The following is a 19967-nucleotide window of genomic DNA, read 5'->3' on the forward strand; positions in this document are numbered from 1 at the left end:
CTCAACCTGTAGGAGCAAGGCTTGCCCGCGATTGATACGCTGCGGTGTATCAGATGCACCGCGTTATCGTTCATCGCGGGCAAGCCATGCTCCTACAGGGGGATTGTGTTTCAGGTGCTCCATATTCTCGGTGGGACCGCTTCCCGGCCAAGCAAGGCAGGCCGGAGCAGTCGCCATAATTCGATCAACCAACCGCGCGCCAACAGCGCTTCACTGGCCAGGCACCGAGCCACCAACAGCCCTGGCAACTGGGTCAAATCCCCGCGCACGGCATTGGGCAGCGAGCGACAGGTTTCCAGCAGCTCACTGTCGATCTCCCCCGTCACCAGCAACGTCGCAAACACCGGTTGCCCGTCCAGCCCGATCGGTGAATCCAGCAAGCCGTCATTGCCGACAATGCGCTGGCGTTCGTGCCAGAGCAACTGACCGTCGCGACGGATGTCCAGCTGTGCCTGGAAATGCCCAAGGTCAAAACGCTCGCCGCTGGCCGGACGGCCCAGCGCCACCACGTCCCAGTAGAACAACCGGGCGTCGCCTTGCAGGTCAATCGAGGTGCTGAGTTCGGCCTGTGCATCGCTGAAGATAATCGTCTCTTGCGGCAACCATTCCAGTGTCGCGCCAGCGCCTACCTTCAAGTCGAGCGTCTGATAGGCGGGCCCCGCCGCGCGATACCACTTGGCCGCGCCGGGGCTGGTGATTTGCGCCCAGGCATCGGTGCCGACACTGGCCGAAATGTCCAGCCGATCACCGCCGGCAATCCCGCCCGGCGGATGAACGATAATGTGCTGGCACACCTCGGGACCTTCGGCATACAGGTGCTTTTGCACCCGCAGCGGGCCTTTGTGGCGGCGCTGGACCGGGCGCGTGCTGTCACCGAATCGGGCGTAACCCAACTCCAGTTCGGCGTGCCAGCTCGGGGTAAACAGGGCAGTGGGAAGAGGTGAATTCATGATTTCTAATTATCGTTAGGACGCTACAGATTAGATTGTAACCAGACCGCGTACACCCTCGGCTTCCATATTTTCGCCGCGACCTTGCTGCACGATCTCGCCCCGGGACATCACCAAATATTGATCGGCCAGTTCAGCGGCGAAATCGTAAAACTGCTCCACCAGCAAAATCGCCATGTCGCCGCGGGCCGCGAGTTTCTTGATCACCGCGCCAATCTCCTTGATCACCGACGGCTGGATGCCTTCGGTGGGCTCGTCGAGAATCAGCAACCGTGGGCGGCTGGCCAAGGCCCTGCCGATAGCCAGCTGCTGCTGTTGCCCGCCGGACAAGTCGCCGCCGCGCCGCTGTTTCATTTGCAGCAGCACCGGGAACAGCTCGTAGATGAACGCCGGGACTTCCTTGGCTTCGCTGCCGGGAAAACGCGACAGCCCCATCAACAGGTTTTCTTCCACGGTCAGCCGGCCGAAGATTTCACGGCCCTGCGGCACGTAGGCGATGCCGGCATGCACGCGTTGGTGCGGCTTGAAGGAGGTGATCGGTTTGCCTTCCCAATTCACCGCACCTTCCTTGGCTGGCAGCAGACCCATCAGGCACTTGAGCAGCGTGGTCTTGCCCACCCCGTTGCGGCCGAGCAGGCAGGTGACTTCGCCGACCTTCACCTCAAACGTCAGGCCCCGCAGGATGTGACTACCGCCGTAATACTGGTGCAGCTTGTCGACTTGCAGCATTCTCAAATTCCCCTCAGTGATCGTTCCCACGCTCTGCGTGGGAATGCATCCCGTGACGCTCCGCGTCACATAACGGCGGACGCGGAGCGTCCATGGCGGCATTCCCACGCGGAGCGTGGGAACGATCAAGGTGTTTGCAGGTTCAGCGACCGAGATACACTTCAATCACCCGCTCATTCTCCTGCACCTGTTCCAGCGACCCTTCGGCCAGCACGCTGCCCTGGTGCAACACGGTGACGTGGTCGGCAATCGAGCCGACGAAACCCATGTCGTGCTCCACCACCATCAGCGAATGCTTGCCGGCCAGGCTTTTGAACAACTCGGCGGTGAATTCGGTTTCGGCGTCGGTCATGCCCGCCACCGGTTCGTCGAGCAGCAGCAGTTGCGGGTCTTGCATCAGCAGCATGCCGATTTCCAGAAACTGCTTCTGACCATGGGACAACAAACCCGCCGGACGATTGACCGACGTCGTCAGGCGAATGGTTTCCAGCACGTCAGTGATGCGATCTTTCTGTTCGCCACTCAGGCGCGCGCGCAGGCTGGCCCACACCGACTTGTCGGTTTTCTGCGCCAGCTCCAGGTTTTCGAACACGCTCAAGGCTTCGAACACCGTTGGCTTCTGAAACTTGCGCCCGATGCCGGCCTGGGCGATCTGCACTTCGCTCATCTGCGTCAGGTCCAGGGTTTCACCAAACCAGGCCTTGCCATGACTCGGGCGAGTCTTGCCGGTGATCACGTCCATCAGCGTGGTCTTGCCCGCGCCGTTGGGGCCGATGATGCAGCGCAGTTCGCCGACGCCGATGTACAGGTTCAGCGCGTTCAGCGCTTTAAAGCCGTCGAAGCTGACGCTGATGTCTTCCAGGGTCAGGATCGTGCCGTGGCGGGTATCGAGGCCCGGACCGACGCGTTGGCCAAGACCAATGGAATCGCGGCTGGTGCCGGCATCCTTATTCGGTTCCACAGGAAAAAAAGCAGGTTCGAGCATGAATTCCGCCGTCGGTGTGATTCTCATTGTTCGCCCCTTTTCTTCAGCAGACCGATCACGCCTTTAGGCAGATACAAGGTCACGACGATGAACAGCGCGCCGAGGAAAAACAGCCAGTATTCCGGGAACGCCACGGTGAACCAGCTCTTCATACCGTTGACCACGCCGGCGCCCAGCAGCGGGCCGATCAAGGTTCCGCGACCACCCAAAGCGACCCACACCGCTGCTTCGATGGAGTTGGTCGGCGACATTTCACTCGGGTTGATGATCCCGACCTGCGGCACGTACAGCGCCCCGGCCAAGCCGCACAACACTGCGCTCAACACCCAGACAAACAACTTGAAACCGCGCGGGTCGTAGCCGCAGAACATCAGGCGGTTTTCCGCATCGCGCAGCGCCGTCAGCACCCGGCCGAACTTGCTCTGCGCCAGGCGCCAGCCGATGAACAAACTGGCGACCAGCAACACCACCGTGGCGAAAAACAACACGGCGCGGGTGCCCGGTTCAGTAATGCCGAAGCCGAGAATGGTGCGGAAATTGGTGAAGCCGTTGTTGCCGCCAAACCCGGTTTCGTTGCGGAAGAACAGCAGCATCCCGGCGAAGGTCAGGGCCTGGGTCATGATCGAGAAATACACGCCCTTGATCCGCGAGCGGAAGGCGAAGAAGCCGAACACCAACGCCAGCAACCCGGGGCCAACACCACCAGGCACATCGCCCAGAGGAAGCTGCTGGTGCCGGTCCAGTACCACGGCAATTCAGTCCACGACAGGAACGTCATGAACGCCGGCAAACCATCGCCCGAGGCCTGGCGCATCAGGTACATGCCCATCGCGTAACCGCCGAGGGCGAAGAACAGGCCGTGGCCGAGGGACAGCAGTCCGGCGTATCCCCAGACCAGATCGAGTGCGAGGGCGACGATGGCGTAGCAGAGGATTTTGCCCACCAGCGTCAGCGTGTAAGCCGACACGTGAAATGCACTGTCCGCCGGCAACAACGACAGCAGTGGCAATGCCAGCAACAGAACGAGGACGACCGCACCGACGGCAATCGTGGCGGTGGGGCCGGCTTTTTGTGTGGCAGTAACGAGCAGGGGCTGGTTCATCAGTCGATCACCCGTCCTTTCAGTGCGAAGAGGCCTTGCGGACGCTTCTGGATGAACAAAATGATCAGCGCGAGGATGAGGATTTTGCCGAGTACGGCGCCGATTTGCGGTTCGAGAATCTTGTTGGCAATCCCCAGGCCGAACGCGGCCAATACGCTACCGGCCAACTGACCGACACCGCCGAGCACCACCACCAGGAACGAGTCGATGATGTAGCTCTGGCCGAGGTCCGGGCCGACGTTGCCGATCTGGCTGAGGGCCACGCCACCAAGGCCTGCAATGCCCGAGCCGAGGCCGAAGGCGAGCATGTCCACGCGCCCGGTGGGTACGCCGCAGCACGCGGCCATGTTGCGATTCTGGGTGACGGCGCGCACGTTCAGGCCCAGTCGTGTCTTGTTCAACAACAGCCAGGTCAGCACCACCACAAACAGCGCGAAGGCGATGATGACGATGCGGTTGTACGGCAGCACCAGATTCGGCAGCACTTGAATCCCGCCCGACAACCACGCCGGGTTGGCCACTTCAACGTTCTGCGCACCGAACACCAGGCGCACCAGTTGAATCAACATCAGGCTGATGCCCCACGTGGCGAGTAGCGTTTCCAATGGGCGGCCGTAGAGGTGACGAATCACCGTACGCTCCAGCGCCATGCCGATGGCGGCGGTGACGAAAAACGCCACCGGCAAGGCAATCAACGGGTAGAACTCGATGGCCTGCGGAGCGAAGCGCTGGAACAGCATCTGCACGACGTACGTCGAGTACGCGCCGAGCATCAGCATCTCGCCGTGCGCCATGTTGATCACGCCGAGCAGGCCGAAGGTGATCGCCAGGCCCAGGGCGGCGAGCAGCAAAATCGAACCGAGGGACATGCCGCTGAACGCCTGACCGAGCATCTCGCCGATCAGCAGTTTGCGTTTGACTTGGGCGAGGCTGGTTTCGGCGGCGGTGCGCACCGTGGCGTCGGCTTCGACACCCGGTTCCAGCAGGCTTTCGAGGCGAGTGCGGGCCAACGGGTCGCCGGTTTCACCCAGCAGCCGGATGGCGGCGAGGCGTACAGCCGGGTCGGTGTCGACCAGTTGAAGGTTGGCCAGCGCCAGGCTGAGAGCGGCATGGACGCTTTCGTCCTGTTCGCCCGCCAGTTGCTGACCGAGGAATTTCAGCTGTGCGGGTTTGGCACTTTTCTGCAGTTGTTGCGCAGCGGTCAGACGGGTTTTGGCGTCGGCGGCGAGCAATTGGTGGCTGGCCAGTGCGGTGTCGATCAGACCCCGCAGGCGATTATTCAGGCGCAGGGTTTTGGCTTGGCCGTCGACGGTCAACTCACCTTGTTGCAGGGCGTTGATCAGTTCGATACGGGCCGAATCGGGCTGCGCGGCCCAGGCTTCCAGCAGTTTGGCTTGCTGCACGGGGTTGGCGGCGACGAAGTCTTCGGCGTCGCTGGCGTGGGAAACCATCGGCAACAGCAAAAAAGTTATGGTGAGAAGCAGGCGATAAAGGGACATAGCTACGTCCTGAAAGGCGACGATGGACCCTGTAGGAGCCGAGATTGCTCGCGATGGCGGTGTGTCTGACGTACCGCAATCGCGAGCAAGCTCGGCTCCTACAGGGTTAGGGGCTTATTCCCGGGAATCAGTTGCTCTTCATCGCATAGTCAGGCTTTTTGTCGTTGCCATCGATAAACGGGCTCCACGGCTGGGCGCGGATCGGCCCTTCGGTCTGCCACACCACGTTGAACTGACCGTCGGCCTGGATCTCGCCGATCATCACCGGCTTGTGCAGGTGGTGATTGGTCTTGTCCATGGTCAGGGTGTAGCCGGACGGCGCGGCAAAAGTCTGGCCGGCCAAGGCTTCGCGGACTTTGTCGACGTCGGTGGACTTGGCTTTCTCAGCCGCTTGCGCCCACATATGAATGCCGACGTAGGTGGCTTCCATCGGGTCGTTGGTCACCGCTTTGTCCGCGCCCGGCAGGTTGTGTTTCTTGGCGTAGGCTTTCCAGTCGGCGACGAATTTCTTGTTCTGCGGGTTCTCGACGGACTCGAAGTAGTTCCACGCCGCGAGGTTGCCCACCAACGGCTTGGTGTCGATGCCGCGCAGTTCTTCTTCTCCCACCGAGAACGCCACGACCGGCACGTCGGTGGCTTTCAGGCCCTGGTTGGCCAGTTCTTTATAGAACGGCACGTTGGAGTCGCCGTTGACGGTCGAGATGACGGCAGTCTTGCCACCGGCCGAGAATTTTTTGATGTTGGCAACGATGGTCTGGTAATCGGCGTGGCCGAACGGGGTGTAGACCTCTTCGATGTCCTTGTCGGCCACACCTTTGGAGTGCAGGAACGAACGCAGGATTTTGTTGGTGGTGCGCGGGTAGACGTAGTCAGTGCCCAGCAAGAAGTAGCGCTTGGCGCTGCCGCCTTCTTCGCTCATCAGGTATTCAACGGCGGGATCGCCTGCTGGTTCGGTGCGGCGCCGGTGTAGAACACGTTCGGCGACATCTCTTCGCCTTCGTATTGCACCGGGTAGAACAGCAAGCCGTTGAGTTCTTCGAACACTGGCAATACCGATTTACGCGACACGGACGTCCAGCAACCAAACACCACGGCCACTTTGTCTTGAGTCAGCAACTGCCGGCCCTTTTCGGCAAACAGCGGCCAGTTCGACGCCGGGTCCACGACCACGGGCTCCAGCATCTTGCCGTTCACGCCGCCCTTGGCGTTGATCTCGTCGATGGTCATCAACGCCATGTCTTTGAGCGATGTTTCAGAGATCGCCATGGTGCCGGACAACGAATGCAGAATACCGACCTTGATGGTCTCGGCGGCCTGGACGGTCCAGGTCATGCCCATCGCGGCAATGGATGCCGAGAGTGTGAAAGCCTTGATCAAGCTACGACGCTTCATTGTGCGATCTCCATGAACTTATGAATTTTCTTGGTGGGCAGATGCGGACTACTGAAGGGTGTTTTGCAAGGGCTGTGCCCGGTCGGCGAAAGGCAGGGAAATGTCGGTTTAGAGCGGTTGCGCGGGTTGGAGGCGCACCAGTAAGGGACGAGGGCGGGGCGGTGGTGCGACGAGGTGCGCCACATTGGGGCGTAGTCCTTGCAAGCAACATCGATCAAATGTGGGAGCGGGCTTGCTCGCGAAAGCGGTGTGTCAGTCACATTGATGCTGGATGTGCCGCCGTCATCGCGAGCAGGCTCGCTCCTACATTTTTTTGCGGTGTTTCTAAGTGGGGACGACGTTATCCACCGCGCGGTTCACGGCCAGTTCCGCGAGCATGATGATCTGCTGGATCGCCATCGCCTTGTGGCGTTGCGGGCCGATCAGGTCGGTGGCGAAATCGCTGGCCATGACGCTGGCGGATGCCAGGGATTCACAGGCGTTGACCAACAGGCTTTCGGTGTCGTTGTTCGGGGCGATCATGAACATGGTGCTGGGGCGGCGGGGTTTTTCGGTGTAGTGCGCCGGGGGATCGAGGTAGTAGTCGAGGGCGCGTTTGATGGCGTCGCGGTCCCTGAGCAGATCTTCGTCGCGAGATGTTTCGGGATCGGAGATGGTGGTGTCGATGGGTGGATCTGGTACGAGCTTCTTATTCATGTGAATACCTTGGTTTCAAGTTGGAGCCACCAATTGCCGTTTCTCACGCGGCGAAGAGGGAGGCAGCTATGTGCAGGGTGAGAAACCGGGAAGCCAAGAAACCGGCCGGACCGAAGTCCGCCCACACACAGCCGCCATAACGCATTTGCAGGCAGCGGATAAGCTGACGGCAATTATGCTGATACGAGTACTGCGTGGCTATATTTCCCGGGTTCTCACGCCCGATCACTGATGTGCAGTGACGGCCCCAGACTAGACAGCTCACGTCCGACGAACAACCTGAAAAACCCGTGGGAAACGTCCTGACTTTTTGCGTCCGTATAAACACACATAAACAAGCCCAGAATCACAACTCCCCTGCGAGAGCGGGTTTGTGCGTATTTGCATGGACTTGAGCACCCATTTGCATTGCCCCTGACCGGTCAATTGCATCCGTGCTGACCAATTGTTTGTATTCGACTTGACCAGCACACGCCGTAGTGACGACCGGCAGAGAGCGCCCCATTGCTGCCCTCCGCTAAGGGCAGCCAGGGACTGTGGATTCAGCAGGTCGATGCAACACAACTAAATTCTGTGTAAGTAGAAGGCGTGTTGCAGATGAAAGAGATCTCGGATCTATTACACCGAAAGCCAGAAAAAACTGATGTGGGATCACTGGCAGTAAGGCGACTGCTCTCCAGCAGATCGCCCAACTATTTGATCGAAACCATTCATCGATACAGCGCATCTTGGCGCAAACAGGGGGTGTCAGTTCAACTAAGCCCCTCCGGTACGCAGGACATGCTGGTTAGCGACTGAGCTTGGTAATTTTTGAACCCTGCAATCCCAGCCCGGCCATTAAGCCCTTTTGATCAAAGATGAACGCATAGACATCGGACTGAGCCGTTGAGGTAGTCATCGACTTGGCCATGCCTGAATCTACGACCACGATGCTTGGGCCCACGCCGACCTCAAATCCATTAACATTTTTCAGATCGTTCATCGCTGAATAGGTCATGAAGAACATCACGTAACCAAACCTCTGCACGCCCGCCTGAAGGCCGTATGAGGCTGCTGTGGTGGCGTAGTATCCCGTGACTTTTCCGTTCTCGATCAATTCGCCTTCGCCATGATGTGCGCCGGCGATGAGGCCCGCTTTCAGCACATCAGGGAAAACGAGGATACCCTTGGCTCGCTGCGCGAGGGCGCGCGCTTGCGGCGTTTTGGTATACAAACTCTGTAACGCCGCCTTCGCGTCGCGGTCCATTTCCGCGTTAGCAGCCTTCGCACTAGAGGCGGAAGTTGATTGATTCATTTGGCAGCCCGCAGCGATCGCGAAGATTGAAATCATTGCGATCATTCGAAGGTATTTGATCATGAGCAATACTCCGTTTTTGTACCTGCCGTTGAGGAACCTGCGTGGCGACAGCCGTTGCGGCTCAAAGACCGACGGGGTCGACCTTTCACTTAGACTGTAATCCTATTAAGCGGTTGGTCAAATGCTATGCGAATTGATAACAGGGCCATCCGGTGGACTGATGGCTTTTTATTGCTTGATGCAAAAAAACACCGGTAAACGAAACTGAGGTGCCGGTGGTTTTCAGCGCTGTAAACAGCTGTCGCCCCATGCCGGGATGACTCCGATGGCGCTCGGACAGCGCGGGTTGAACCGGTGACGAGGCCAACACCAAACAACATTCAAACCCGCAAACCGACGAGACCCGCCTTAGTGGCGTTGTGGTCAATGGCGAACTAGGCTCAGCCAGCAGTCATGTGAATAGGGTGTTGTTTCACATCAACGTCGAGCCAGGAGTGGGATGTATGAAAGCCAGCACGCGTGTTTTCTGCCTGATGTTCTCCGTGGCCCTGGCATCCGTGGCCCATGCAGAGGATCCGCCCGCGACGCCGAGCAACCCGCTAATCAACACGCGTGTTGTCGACAAGCTCATTGATATGGGCAATTACCTGCGCAGTTTGCCGAAGTTTCAGGTGGACGCCGAAGTGACGCGGGACTCGGTTCTTGAGTCTGGGCAGAAGATCAAAACCCAATCCACCAATACGCTGAAAGTCCTCGACCACAATCGGTTTTACGCTAAGGCAGACGGCGACGTGCGCAACCGGGAGCTGTTCTACAACGGCAAGCAGCTGACCCAATACGCCCCGTTCCTCAAGTACTACACAACAGTAGACGCGCCGCCAACACTGTCCGAAGCCCTGCACCTGTTCGAGGAACATTACGGTATTCAAGTGCCCATGGAGGACCTGTTCCTGTTCGGCAGCGATCAGTCGCAAATTGATGCACTCAAGGAAGCGGCCTACGTTGGGCCTTCGACGATCGACGGCAAGCTGTGTGACCATTTGGCGTTCAGGCAGGAGGGCGTCGACTGGCAGCTGTGGATCACTCGTTCGCAAACACCGCTACCGTGCAAGCTGGTGATTACCACCACCGATGCACCCAGTTTTCCGGAATACAGCGCGGTATATCGCTGGAATCTGAAACCGCAGTTGAAGGAGTCAATGTTCACCTTCAAACCGGGCAAAGGCGATGCAGCTATTCCGTTGAAAAAAGTGGCTGAGCAGGGAGGGCAATGACATGAAACGCACATTGGCGTGGAACCTGTTGTTTGCGTTCGCAACCGCATCGGTACTCACCGTCGGTACAATCCCCATGGCCGATGCCAGACCTCAACGTGCCCAAGGGCAGGCCAAGACTTCGGTGAACCGGCCACCGCCAGCCAACGCGCAAAGGGCTCAACGGGTCAATCCGCCACAGCAACGCGCGAACACTGCCAAACCGAGTAATCGCGCCAACGCAGGGGACAAAGCCAATACGGGTCAACGCGCCAATGCGGGGAAAAACGTTAACGCCGAGAACCGTGCCAATGCGGGGAAAAACGTTAACGCCGAGAACCGTGCCAATGCGGGGAAAAACGTTAACGCCGAGAACCGTGCCAATGCGGGGAAAAACGTTAACGCCGAGAACCGTGCCAATGCGGGGAAAAACGTTAACGCCGAGAACCGTGCCAATGCGGGGGAAAACGTTAACGCCGAGAACCGCGCCAATACGGCGAACAACCTCAATGCGACCAACCGTACTGGCAATAATGTGAATGCCGGCAACCGCACCGCTGCCGGGAACAACGTGGGCAACCGGGCCAACGTCAACAATGGCAACATCAACCGTAACGTCAACGTCAATGCGGATGGTTACGGCCACTATGACGACGATGATGACTTCGATAATCCGCTCGCGGCGGCATTAGTGGTAGGCGCTACGGTAGCGGTTACCGCAGCGGCTATCGGGTCAATCATGGAGCCTGACGAAATGCCCAACGATTGCTCGCAGGTCATGCGCAACAACACGACGTATTTACAGTGCGGGTCAACCTGGTATCAGCCACAGTATCAAGGGAGCAACGTGAACTACGTTGTGGTTCCAGCGCCCTGAAGCAAAGCGCGGGCCGTTGGGGTACTGATTGTCGAGGAGGTTCTTGAGTGTCATCCGCTCGGCGAACATCGCATCGGCCTTGCCTTTGGCCGCCAGCTTGAGGCCTGCGGTGGTGGAGTCGACGGTGATCAAGGTGGCGACCACGCCCAGCAGTCGCATCTGCTGTCGGATCCACTCCTCGGTCACGCCTCCCGCTACGGAGACATACGTCTGGTTGGCCAGTCCCCGATTGATGTGCCGTCGTCTTCGCGAGCAGGCTCGCTCCCACAGAGTTCAGTGGTGTTCTTGTGAGCGTCAACGGCGGCGCATCAGGCCGATGAAGAACAACCCGCCAATCGCCGCCGTGGCCACGCCGATGGGCAAATCCTCGGGGGCGATCAGGGTGCGGGCGGCGACGTCGACCCAGACCAGAAACACGCTGCCGAGCAACACGCACACCGGCAACAATCGCCGGTGTTCGGCCCCGACCAGGCGCCGCGCAATGTGCGGCACCATCAGCCCGACAAAGCCGATGGACCCGCTGATCGACACCAGCACCCCGGTCATCAGCGACGCAATCAAAAACACCCGCAACCGCACGGTGCGCGCATTGAGCCCCAGGGTCACCGCCGTCTGTTCGCCGGCCATCAACGCATTCAGCGGTCGGGCCATGCCCAGCAGCAACACCAACCCCAGCAACACGCTGGCTGCCGGCACCGCCAGTAATTCCCAACGCGCCAGCCCGAGCCCGCCGAGCATCCAGAACATCACCGCGGAACTGGCACGGTGATCGCCGAGAAACAGCAGCAGATTGGCAATCGCCATCATCACGAACGACACCGCCACACCGCACAGCAGCAACCGGTCACTGTCCAGTCGCCCATTGCGGTTGGCGATCATCAGTACCAGCAACATGCTCACCAGCGCGCCGATAAACGCGGCCATCGGTAAGGTCAGCAGGCCGACGATTTCACCGACATGCAGCACCACGATCACCGCGCCGAGGGTGGCACCCGAGGTCACGCCGAGCAGGTGCGGGTCGGCCAGTGGATTGCGCGTCACCGCTTGCAACACCGCGCCAATCAACGCCAACCCAGCGCCGACCAATGCACCGAGCAACATGCGCGGCACGCGGATCAGCCACACAATGTGCTCCTGCCCGGCGCTCCAGTTCACGTCGCCAACACCGAATGCCTTGTGCAGCAAAATCCGCCACACCACGTCCACCGGCACCCGCGCCGGGCCGAAGCCCAGCGACACCACGCACGACACCAGTAACAACGCGCCGAGGGCCAGCAGCCACAACGCGTAACGATGGTTGATCATTCGCCGTGGAAACCTTTGGCCAGGGTTGCGACCGCCAACACGTTGTCGATGCCCGGCGTCGCCTGCACGTAGGGAATGATGATGAAGCGCTGGTGCTTGATCGCGTCCACTGATTGCAGCGCTTGATTGTTGAGCAGGAATTGCACCTTCTGTTCGGCGGTGACTTCGCCGTAGTCGACGATCACGATCACCTGCGGATTGCGCTCGACCACGTTCTCCCAGTTGACCCGGGTCCAGCTCGCGTCGACGTCTTCGAGAATGTTGCGCCCGCCCGCCGCATCGATCAGCGCTTGCGGCATGCCGAGGCGGCCGGAGGTCATGGCGCGGTCTTCACCGCTGTCGTAAAGGAACACGCGCGGTTTGTCCGCCGGCAGGTCCTGGCGCACCTCGTCGACTTGCGCCTGCATCTGCGCGATCAAGGCGTTGGCGCGGTCCTGCACGTCGAAGATTTTGCCGAGGTTGCGCAGGTCGTTGTAGATGTCTTCCAGGCTGGCGGCGGGGCGCCTCATCACGAACGCGCAGGACTCGGTCAGTTCATAGACGTTGATGCCCAGCGGTTGCAGGGTTTGCGGCGTCAGGTCTCCGCCCACGCGCATGCCGTAATCCCAACCGGCGAAGAAGAAATCGACGTTGGCGTTGAGCAGGGTTTCCACCGACGGGTACTTGGCCGCCAGCTCTGGCAAGCCGTCGAGGATGCTCTGCATCTCGGGCGTCACCGACTTCCAGCCAGTCACGCCGCTGTAACCGGCCATGCTCGGCTTGAGGCCGAGGGCGAGCATCATCTGGGTCATGTTGATGTCGTGGCTGACCGCGTGTTTCGGCGCGTGCTGGAAGGTGACTTCGCGATTGCAGCTTTGAATCGTCAACGGGTAATGAGTGGCCTCGGCCAATGCCTGGGCGCTGCCCAGCAACAGGGCGGCGCACAGCAGGGAACGCAAAGTCATGGTTGGGTTATCCAGGTGATTCGTGGGTAGCCGTGCAGGGGGTGTTCATCGATCAAGGCATCGACGCCGAAGACGTTGCGCAGCAATGCCTCGGTGAGCACTTCCCGGGGTGTGCCGCTGGCGACGATGCGGCCGTGATTGATCACGTACAACCGGTCACAGAAAGCGGCGGCGAGGTTGAGGTCGTGGATGCTCGCCAGGGTGCCGATTTGCAGGCGTTTGACCAGTTGCAGCAATTGGAGCTGATAGCGCGGGTCGAGGTGATTGGTCGGCTCGTCGAGGATCAGCAGTTGCGGTTGCTGGGCCAGGGCGCGGGCGAGGATCACGCGTTGTTTTTCGCCGCCGGAGAGGGTGGCGAAGGCGTGGTCTTCGAAGCCTTTTAGGCCCACCGATTCCAGCGCCTGGGTCACGAGGTTCCGGTCATCCAGGGTGTCGCCATCGAACAGGCCTTTGTGTGGCGTGCGGCCCATGGCGACGACTTCGTCGACGGTCAGGCCGAACGCGTCCGGGAATTCTTGCAGCACCACGGCGATGCGTTGCGCGCACCAGCGCGAGGACTGTTTCCAGACGTTTTGATGGTCGAGCCGGACCTCGCCGCTTTCGGGTTTGCTGAAGCGCCAGGCACACCGCAACAGGCTGGTCTTGCCGCTGCCATTGGGGCCGATCAACCCGACGAACTCACCGGCGGCCACGTGCAAGGAGGCATCACGCAGCTGGAACTGGTGATGACAATGGCCGTGGCCCAAGGGTGTCCAGGCGAGGTGGGAGAGGTTCAGCGAGGTCATGCGTTTGCTCGGAGATATTGGGTGTTGCTGATGGCCCCATCGCGAGCAAGCTCGGCTCCTACAGGGTCACGCAGCGCCATCGCGATACGGGTTCATGCAATTCCTGTAGGAGCCGAGCTTGCTCGCGATGGGGTCTTAGGGTCAGAGCGTCATTTTGCGTTACACAGTAACACTAAAAATGACCGCAAGATAAGCGCGGGGAGTCTACAGACCTCTCTAATCCGCGCATCTCGCCTGTTTCATGATGAAGATGAGACCGATTCAGTTTGCTGGTTTGAGATTCATTCAATCGCCAAAAGTTATGCCGGACTGTCATTTGTGACAGTAGACCGTGGCCCTCGCGAGCGTTAGCGTTAAATCTCTTCATGGGCAGAGAGATACTGATCATGCCGATCTTCACCATCACAACATTGGCCTGTGTGCTGGTTCTATGGAGCGCTGCCGCGGCCACTGCCGGACAAGACTGCATCAGCGCCTGGAAGCAGAATCCTGTTAGCCAAAGCTGCAAGGAGTACTCAAATGCTACCTCGCCAGATCAGGTCGTGCCGATGGTCATCGACCTGCAGAATGGCCAGTGTCGAATGACCGTTACTTGCGAGAATCAGTACGGTGGTGGCGTACCCAATCTGTCCCGGGACATCGACATGGACGCATTGAGCAGTGTCCACAATTGCAACGGCTACCTTCAGGTTGATCCCTGCTGAGGCGGGTAACTTGAATGGGGCCAGAGCGAGCACCAGCCCCTATTCCTCATGTTGCTTGCACGGTTCGGTATCCGTTCATTACTCAGACAACCGGGCCCGTTTGAGTTTGTCGAGTCAGGCGTGCCAGCAGCACCCGGTCCAGCGCCCAGACCACCACCATGGAAGCCCCCACCAGCGGGAACATCACGCCCAGTGCGAGCATGATGACCGTCGCGGTTTTCCACTTCGGCAGGTCGTGGCGCAGCGGTGGAACGCCGAACTTGCCTTGCGGACGGCGCTTCCACCAGATCACCACGCCGCTGACGGCGCTGAGCAGAATCATCAGGCAAATCAGCAGGACGATGATCTGGTTGACCACGCCGAACATCTTGCCTTCATGCAGCATCACGCCGATTTCGGTGGCGCGGGCGACGGTGCCGTACTGTTCGAAACGCACATCGGCGAGGACTTCACCGCTGTATTGATCGACATGCAGCGTGGCGTCGTTGCGCGGGTCGTCGGCGAACACGGCGATGGTGAACACGCCCGTCGCGGTTTTCGGGAAGGTGATGCTGTAACCCGGCTCGACGTTGCGTTGCTCGGCGATGTCCTGCACGTCTTGCAGGCTGATGGTCGGTGCGGCGGGGCCGGCTTGCGTGCCGCCGTGGGCCATGTGTTGGGCGTGGTCGCCAGACATCGGCATCGGCGTGTTTTCCATCGCCCACGGCACGGTCTGGCGCGTGGCGGTGTTGAGGCTGCGGGCCTCTTCATCGGATTTGGGCACGTTGTCCCACATGGCGGCCGGGAACACGTTCCAGACGCCTGCGTATTTCTCTCCCCAGAAACCGGTCCAGGTCATGCCGCTGAGCAACATTACCAACAGCAACGACGCGCCCCAGAAACCGGTCACGGCGTGCAGGTCACGCCACAGCACACGACCGCGACTGCTCAGGCGCGGCCACAAAATGCCCGCTGCCTGGCCGCGCGGCCACCACAGGAACACACCGGACACCACCAGCACGATGCCCCAACCGGCGGCCATTTCGATCAGTCGATCACCGACGGTGCCGATCATCAGCTCGCCGTGAATCGCCCGTGCGATGGCTTGCAGGTTCTTCTTGGCGTCTTGCTCACCGAGGATGTCGCCGTGGTACGGATCAATGAACACGTTCAATTCGGTGCCGCCGTTGATCACGACGAACTGAGCGCTGCGTTCGGCGTTGACCGGCGGCAGGTACTGTTTGATCGTTGCCTGTGGATAAGCCTCTTTCACGCGCTTGAGCAGGTCATCGGCGGACACGGTGTGGTGGCCGGCCGGGACGTTCATCAGGCTGCCGTACATCAACGGATCAAGTTGCGGTTTGAACAGGTAGAGAGTGCCGGTCAGGGCCAGCATCACCATAAAAGGCGCCACGAACAGACCGGCATAGAAATGCCAGCGCCAGGCCAGGTTGTAGAAATTCACTTTGGGCTGTTTCATCGGTTGTGCTCCGCTTGGCGTTTTAATTGTTTGTGAAAGATCGCAGCCTCGTTTCACTCGACAGCTCCTACAGGGGGTGCGCGTGGCGTAGCCTGCGATCTTTTACTTTTCTTGTTAGAAGCTCATGTCCACCTTGGTCCAGAGCGTTCGCCCCGGTTCTTTAATGGCTTGCGGGTCATTGGCCGGGTAGCCAAAACCGGCGTTGCCGGCCAGGTTCAAATGCTCGGCGTAGGCCTTGCCGAACAGGTTGTCGACGCCCGTGCTGACCTTCCAGTTCTGGTTGATCCGGTAGGCACCGTTGAGCGAGAACACGCCAAAACCCGGGGTCTTGCCGAAGTCCTTGCCGACCACATTGCCCTTGTTCAGGTCGATGCGGTTTTGCGCCGCGACCACGCGCCACAAGGCCCCGGCGCTCCAGTTGTCTTCGCTGTAGGTCAGGCCGAAACGCGCATCCAGTGGCGGCATTTGCGGCAGCGCGTTGCCGTCGCTGCTGTTCTTGCCCCAGGCGTAGGCCAGGGTGGCGTCGGTTTTCCAGTTGGAGGTCAGTTGATACGCCGCACCGAGCTCGCCGCCCATGATTCGCGCGTCGATGTTCTGTGCCTGGGAGGTGGTGCCCATCATGGTCGGGGTGTAGTTGAACAGGATGTAGTCGTGCACTTTGCCGATGTAACCCGAGGCCCAGGCTTCGAGGTCTTGGTTTTTGTATTGCAGGCCGAAGTCGATCTGCGTGGTTTTCTCGGGCTTGATCGAATCGAAGGCATTCACCGAGCCGGCGGGGCCGTTCTTGGGTGAAAAGAGTTCCCAGTAATCCGGGAAACGCTCGGTGTGGCCGAGGCCCGCATACAGGGTGGTTGGGCTGTCAGCCAGGTCATGTTCATAACGCACGAAGCCGCTGGGCAGGGTGTCGGCGCGGATGTCGTCGGCAGTCGGGTTGGGGCGCGTCATCATCCCCGAGCCGATGGTTTGCCGGTAATCCTTGACCGTCGCGCGATCCAGGCGTGCGCCGGTAATCAGCCGGTCACGGTCGGCGGCGTACCAGGTCAGTTCGCCGAAGACGCCGTAGTTGTGGAAGTCGGCGTCCTCGGTGTATGGCAGGTTTTTGTAGGTGTCGATGCCCATGCTGCCGCGCTGGCGGTGTTCGCTGGTTTGCGCGTCGATGCCGCTGATCAACTGAATGTCGGCCCAGCGCCAGGTGCCTTTGATTCGTGCGCCGAGGGTTCGGCGGTCCACGTTCGACGCCATCGGCCCGGACATCATCCCGGTGCCGGAGGGCGTGCGCAGGGTGTAGTTGTCCATCACGTGGTCGGCGTAGTTGTAGTAAATCTGCGCCTCGACCTTGTCCAGCACGTCGCCGATGTTCGACTTCTCGAAACGCAGGCCCAGGCTTTCGCGCTTGAACTGCGAACCGTCCATGCCGCGCCCGGCGTAACGCGCTTCACCGTCGCCTTTGCCGGCGGTCAATTCCAGCAGGGTGTCGGCGTCCGGGGTCCAGCCGAGCACCACGTCACCGTTCCACTTGTCGTAGCGCGACGGCACGGTGTCGTTGTTGCCGTCGCGGTAGTCGTCGGAATGCGCGGTGTTGCCGATCACCCGTACGTAGCCAAGCTGTCCGCCGGCAGCGGCGTCCACCACTTTGTCGAAGCGACCGTTGGAGCCGCCCAATACGCTGGCGTTCACACGCGAGCCGAGTTCGCCGAAGCTTTCCGGTTCGCGGTCGAACAGGATGGTCCCGGCCGAAGCCCCCGGGCCCCAGAGCACGGTTTGCGGGCCTTTGATGACGGTGAGTTTGTCGTAGGTTTCCGGCGAAAGGTAGGAGGTGGGGGCATCCATCCGGCCGGGGCAGGCGCCGAGTAACTGGCCGCCGTTGGTGAGGATGTTCATCCGCGAGCCGAACATGCCGCGCAGCACCGGGTCGCCATTGGTGCCGCCGTTACGCACGAGGGCGAAGCCGGGGATGGTTTTCAGGTAGTCGGCACCGTCGCTGGCCGGCACGGGTTGGCGCGGGTCCTTGGGGTTGGTGACGATGGTCAGCGGTGAACTCGGGGCGATCGCGGTGATCACCGTCGGGCTCAGTTCTTCAGCGTGGCCGGCGTGTTCATTAGCCATCGCCATAGGGGTCAATAAAGCGCCACACAGCAATGCGGTGGCGTGCCTGAAACGAACACTGGATTCGTTCAGGGCGAAAGTTGCTTGGGCAGCGCTCAAGCGTGAGTCAGCAGAAAACCTGGACATGACAATTTCCATCGAACAGTCGTAAACGACACGGCCGGCAGCCTTTGGCTGTCTTCTAAACCGTGTGAAATCAGCGGTGGGGTGTTTACGCGACGACGGGTGGGGCGCGGGTTCGGGCGCCGGGGAAGACGGTTTGCCGGGCGTGGCCCAGGCGGGTGGACGGGGTGGTGAACGTGGGGGCTGGCGGGGTATCGAAGGCGGTAAACGAAACACCGCCGGTCAGCGCCGGGCAATTGAACAGCAGGCTGCAATAGCCGCATTTTTCCCAGATCGCGTGGTGCGACGTGGTAGGCGGGCAATGCTCGGCAGTGGGTTGCGCGCCGTGGTCGGCGTGCTCCATTGCCGACATATCCATGTCCATGCTCATGTCCATCGACATGTTCATGGTCATTGAAGAGGCGCGTTGATCCATCGGCATCGACTGAGAAATCAGCGGTCCGATAAAGATCATCAGCATGGCGAACAGGCTGATCCAGCTGCCGCGCGTCAGGCTCATGGACTGACGACGTGACGCGGATGACCTGGCGCTAAGCGGGCGCATGGGAGTGTTCAGCTCAGTCGATTACTGGGCGTGGGCGTGCATCTGCGTATCTTCCTGTGGCTTCTTCTGCACCGCGACTTCGACGGTCACGTCACCGGCTTTTTCGAAGTGCATTGTCAGCGGGAAGTGTTTGCCATCGCTCAGCAGGCTGCGGTCTTTCAGGTTTACCAGCATCACGTGATAGGCCATCGGCGCAAACGTGACGTTGCCGCCGGCAGGGATGTCGACGCTCGGCACCTGCTGCATTTTCATCAGATCCTTTTGCATGATGTGTTCATGCAACTGGGCTTCGCCGGCAATGGGCGAGTCAACGCTGAGCAGTCGGTCAGCCGTTTTGCCTTTGTTGTCGATCACAAAATACGCAGCAACGGTCGGCGCGTTGGGCGGCAATTCTTGCGACCACGGATGAGCGATTTCCAATTCGCCGACTTTATATTCGTGGGCATTAGCAAGGCAGGCAGGCAGCAGCAACGCGGCCAGAACGATGAGTTTGTTCAACATGGCAGTTCTCCAGAGCGATTCAAAACGCAGGTCAATTGCGAGAAGGAATCACACCAGAGGGGAAGCGCGGGGGTTGAGGCTGGGCCATTGCTGGCGCGGTGTAGGGGTATCGAGTGTGGCGGCGGGCAGGCTTCGATTGGATTCGAACTGCGCGAAGTACAACTGTGGTTCGTGCCCCGGCAACGCCACCAGTGGCGCGGAGCCCGAGCAGCACCAGCAATGCTGCATGTTGGAATGATCGTCGCCTTGTGGTGCTTTCTGCTCCAGCGTGCCCAGGGAAATCGCCACCATTTTGGTGCCGCTGGACGTGCAGAAACTGCCCCACAACAACTGCTCGGCCGGCGATTTCGCCGTTTGTGCCATCGCGTTGCTCATCGGCATGGCGAGCATGTTGAACAGCACTGCGAAGCAGGCGATCCAGGCAATTGCAAGCCGATGTCGGGACATGGGACAAATCCGGTTGAGTGGGCGATCAAGCGCGGCTATTTAGCCTGATCAGGGCCGATAAGTAAAAAAGCGGCGTGCGGTGTGGTGTCGCAGTGCCATGCATTTATAAATTTATGATAGTCGCGAATTTCAGATTGCCAGTGCCGTCCAGCGCCGATCACGCATTTTTTTGTAGCAGCTGCCGAAGGCTGCGTCCGGCTGCGAAGCAGTCGTAAAATCAGGCACCTCGATTTTTCAGGTTAACCGTGGATGCAGGATTTACGACTGCT

General features: G+C 60.0%; 17 protein-coding genes and 3 pseudogenes. 3 read left to right on the forward strand and 17 right to left on the reverse strand.

Annotated features, from left to right (window positions below; genetic code table 11):
- Positions 1–110: 110 nt before the first annotated feature.
- The 8 genes and pseudogenes from LOY55_RS02850 to LOY55_RS02885 all read right to left on the reverse strand — a co-directional run bounded on the left by LOY55_RS02850 (position 111) and on the right by LOY55_RS02885 (position 8710).
- Positions 111–950: an urease accessory protein UreD gene (locus LOY55_RS02850; RefSeq protein ID WP_223525394.1), complete on the reverse strand. Its 840-nt coding sequence runs from the start codon at positions 948–950 to the stop codon at positions 111–113.
- A 30-nt stretch (positions 951–980) separates the two neighbouring features.
- A complete protein-coding gene (gene urtE / locus LOY55_RS02855) occupies positions 981–1679 on the reverse strand; it encodes an urea ABC transporter ATP-binding subunit UrtE (protein WP_046033030.1) in 699 nt (232 codons plus the stop codon).
- A gap of 142 nt (positions 1680–1821) precedes the next feature.
- A complete protein-coding gene (urtD, locus tag LOY55_RS02860) occupies positions 1822–2691 on the reverse strand; it encodes an urea ABC transporter ATP-binding protein UrtD (protein WP_046033029.1) in 870 nt (289 codons plus the stop codon).
- Positions 2688–3766 (reverse strand): annotated as a pseudogene (urtC, locus tag LOY55_RS02865) (urea ABC transporter permease subunit UrtC). The gene urtD and the pseudogene urtC overlap by 4 nt, the downstream one beginning before the upstream one ends.
- The gene (gene urtB, locus LOY55_RS02870) at positions 3766–5265 is read right to left on the reverse strand and encodes an urea ABC transporter permease subunit UrtB (protein WP_223525392.1); all 1500 of its coding nucleotides are present in this window, start codon (positions 5263–5265) and stop codon (positions 3766–3768) included. Before urtB ends, urtC begins: the two are co-directional and overlap by 1 nt.
- Positions 5266–5392: 127 nt before the next feature.
- Positions 5393–6657: pseudogene (gene urtA, locus LOY55_RS02875) on the reverse strand (urea ABC transporter substrate-binding protein).
- A gap of 324 nt (positions 6658–6981) precedes the next feature.
- Positions 6982–7353, reverse strand: a complete 372-nt coding sequence (locus tag LOY55_RS02880) for a DUF6124 family protein (protein WP_109785478.1) — start codon at positions 7351–7353, stop codon at positions 6982–6984.
- Between the two features lie 787 nt (positions 7354–8140).
- Complete coding sequence (locus tag LOY55_RS02885) at positions 8141–8710, reverse strand: YSC84-related protein (RefSeq protein ID WP_077432405.1); 570 nt, start codon at positions 8708–8710, stop codon at positions 8141–8143.
- A 443-nt stretch (positions 8711–9153) separates the two neighbouring features.
- Here LOY55_RS02885 and LOY55_RS02890 point away from each other — a divergent pair, with 443 nt between their 5' ends.
- Together LOY55_RS02890 and LOY55_RS02895 are read left to right on the forward strand one after the other, a co-directional pair.
- On the forward strand, positions 9154–9924 hold the full coding sequence (locus LOY55_RS02890; RefSeq protein WP_046033022.1) for a DUF2092 domain-containing protein: 771 nt from the start codon (positions 9154–9156) through the stop codon (positions 9922–9924).
- Position 9925: 1 nt separating this feature from the next.
- Positions 9926–10780 carry a hypothetical protein gene (locus LOY55_RS02895; RefSeq protein ID WP_258667610.1) on the forward strand — a complete coding sequence of 285 codons (855 nt, stop codon included), beginning with the start codon at positions 9926–9928 and terminating at the stop codon, positions 10778–10780.
- 30 nt (positions 10781–10810) lie between these two features.
- Here LOY55_RS02895 and LOY55_RS02900 read toward each other — a convergent pair.
- The 4 genes and pseudogenes from LOY55_RS02900 to LOY55_RS02915 all read right to left on the reverse strand — a co-directional run.
- Positions 10811–11023 (reverse strand): annotated as a pseudogene (locus LOY55_RS02900) (amino acid ABC transporter substrate-binding protein); the annotation flags it as partial.
- Between the two features lie 51 nt (positions 11024–11074).
- Complete coding sequence (locus LOY55_RS02905; protein WP_223525390.1) at positions 11075–12085, reverse strand: iron ABC transporter permease; 1011 nt, start codon at positions 12083–12085, stop codon at positions 11075–11077.
- Positions 12082–13029 carry an ABC transporter substrate-binding protein gene (locus tag LOY55_RS02910; protein ID WP_258667618.1) on the reverse strand — a complete coding sequence of 316 codons (948 nt, stop codon included), beginning with the start codon at positions 13027–13029 and terminating at the stop codon, positions 12082–12084. The genes LOY55_RS02905 and LOY55_RS02910 overlap by 4 nt, the downstream gene beginning before the upstream one ends.
- Positions 13026–13814, reverse strand: a complete 789-nt coding sequence (locus LOY55_RS02915; protein ID WP_223525388.1) for an ABC transporter ATP-binding protein — start codon at positions 13812–13814, stop codon at positions 13026–13028. The genes LOY55_RS02910 and LOY55_RS02915 overlap by 4 nt, the downstream gene beginning before the upstream one ends.
- Before the next feature lie 386 nt (positions 13815–14200).
- On the opposite strand from LOY55_RS02915, the gene LOY55_RS02920 reads away from it, so the two are divergent.
- Positions 14201–14518, forward strand: a complete 318-nt coding sequence (locus LOY55_RS02920; RefSeq protein WP_077432408.1) for a hypothetical protein — start codon at positions 14201–14203, stop codon at positions 14516–14518.
- Positions 14519–14600: 82 nt separating this feature from the next.
- Here the strand turns inward: LOY55_RS02920 and LOY55_RS02925 are convergent, their stop codons facing one another.
- The 5 genes from LOY55_RS02925 to LOY55_RS02945 form a co-directional block, all read right to left on the reverse strand.
- Entirely contained in the window at positions 14601–15977 is a 1377-nt protein-coding gene (locus tag LOY55_RS02925; RefSeq protein WP_223525387.1) for a PepSY domain-containing protein, read from the reverse strand.
- Between the two features lie 114 nt (positions 15978–16091).
- Positions 16092–18209, reverse strand: a complete 2118-nt coding sequence (locus LOY55_RS02930; protein ID WP_223525386.1) for a TonB-dependent copper receptor — start codon at positions 18207–18209, stop codon at positions 16092–16094.
- An 85-nt stretch (positions 18210–18294) separates the two neighbouring features.
- Positions 18295–18750: a DUF2946 domain-containing protein gene (locus tag LOY55_RS02935; protein ID WP_258667620.1), complete on the reverse strand. Its 456-nt coding sequence runs from the start codon at positions 18748–18750 to the stop codon at positions 18295–18297.
- Between the two features lie 21 nt (positions 18751–18771).
- A complete protein-coding gene (locus tag LOY55_RS02940) occupies positions 18772–19251 on the reverse strand; it encodes a copper chaperone PCu(A)C (protein ID WP_223523468.1) in 480 nt (159 codons plus the stop codon).
- Between the two features lie 48 nt (positions 19252–19299).
- Positions 19300–19698, reverse strand: coding sequence for a DUF2946 domain-containing protein (locus LOY55_RS02945; protein WP_223523466.1), 399 nt, complete (start codon positions 19696–19698; stop codon positions 19300–19302).
- Positions 19699–19967 lie beyond the last annotated feature (269 nt).

This window comes from Pseudomonas sp. B21-040, from assembly GCF_024748695.1.
Classification (GTDB): Bacteria; Pseudomonadota; Gammaproteobacteria; order Pseudomonadales; family Pseudomonadaceae; genus Aquipseudomonas.